Source organism: Aminobacter sp. MET-1 (assembly GCF_026521175.1).
Taxonomy (GTDB): domain Bacteria; phylum Pseudomonadota; class Alphaproteobacteria; order Rhizobiales; family Rhizobiaceae; genus Aminobacter.
On sequence record NZ_JAMSHL010000056.1, the window covers coordinates 1 to 1,608 of the forward strand.

The following is a 1,608-nucleotide window of genomic DNA, read 5'->3' on the forward strand; positions in this document are numbered from 1 at the left end:
GGGCAGCTGGTCGGACGTGACAGGGCTTGCGGTCGAGGGCGGGCAGCTGAAGCTTGCGAGCGCTTCAGGCGCGGTTGCGCTGCGCGACGCAAAACAGTTCGCCGGCTATCGTGGCGAGGCAAAGAATCCCGACGCGGTGCTGCTGGTGAAGAATGGCCTGCATGTCGAGGTCGTGGTCGACAGGGAGAGTGCGATCGGCAAGTCCGATCCGGCCGGCATCTCCGACATGATCCTGGAATCTGCGCTGACCACCATCCAGGACTGCGAGGATTCGGTCGCGGCCGTGGACGCCGAAGACAAGGTTGCCGTCTACCGCAACTGGCTCGGCCTGATGAAGGGCGATCTGTCTGAAACCTTCGACAAGGGCGGCAGGCCGGTTACCCGCAAGCTCAATGCCGACCGTGAGTACACCGGCGCCGATGGCAGGACTGTCTCGCTGCCCGGCCGCTCCTTGATGCTGGTGCGCAATGTCGGCCACCTGATGACCAATCCTGCGATCCACGACCGCGACGGCCACGAGGTGCCCGAGGGCATCATGGATGCGGCTGTTACCGCTTTGATCGCCCTGCACGACGTCGGCGCCCATGGCCGCCGCATGAACAGCCGTGCCGGTTCGATGTATGTCGTCAAGCCGAAGATGCATGGCCCCGAGGAAGTGGCCTTTGCGGTGGAGATCTTCGACCGCGTCGAACGCCTGGTCGGCATGCCCAGAAAGACTATCAAGATGGGCATCATGGACGAGGAGCGGCGCACCACCGTCAACCTTAGGGAGTGCATCCGTGCCGCCAAGGAACGCGTGGTGTTCATCAACACCGGCTTCCTCGACCGCACCGGCGATGAGATCCACACCTCGATGGAAGCCGGCCCGATGGTGCGCAAGGGCGACATGAAGCAGGCGCCGTGGATCAATGCCTATGAGGCCTGGAATGTCGACACCGGGCTCGAATGCGGCCTGTCGGGCCATGCCCAGATCGGCAAGGGCATGTGGGCGATGCCCGATCTGATGGCAGCGATGCTGGAGCAGAAGATCGCCCATCCGAAGGCCGGCGCCAACACAGCCTGGGTGCCGTCGCCGACGGCAGCGACGCTGCATGCCACCCACTACCACAAGGTCGACGTGCACCAGGTGCAGGCCGAGCTGAAGAGCCGGCCCAAGGCGCGTCTCGACGACATCCTGTCGGTGCCTGTGGTCGTTCGTCCCAACTGGACGCCCGACGAGATCCAGCGCGAGCTCGACAACAACGCGCAAGGCATTCTCGGCTATGTCGTGCGCTGGATCGACCAGGGCGTCGGCTGCTCGAAGGTTCCAGACATCAACGACGTCGGGCTGATGGAAGACCGCGCCACCTTGCGCATTTCCTCCCAGCACATCGCCAACTGGCTGCGTCATGACGTCTGCTCGCACATCCAGGTGATGGACTCGCTGCAGCGCATGGCAGCCATCGTCGACCGCCAGAATGTCGGCGATCCGCTCTACCGACCGATGGCGCCCGAGTTCGACCAGTCGACCGCCTTCCGCGCCGCCTGCGATCTCGTCTTTGAAGGCCGCGCCCAGCCCAATGGCTACACCGAACCGGTGCTCCACAAGCGCAGGCTCGAGCTCAAGGC

At 64.4% G+C, this 1,608-nt stretch carries 1 protein-coding gene; it reads left to right on the top strand.

The annotated features are described in order from the left end of the window. The coding region (locus NDO48_RS28970; protein ID WP_267322879.1) for a malate synthase G at nucleotides 1–1,608 on the top strand (1,608 nt) is incomplete at both ends.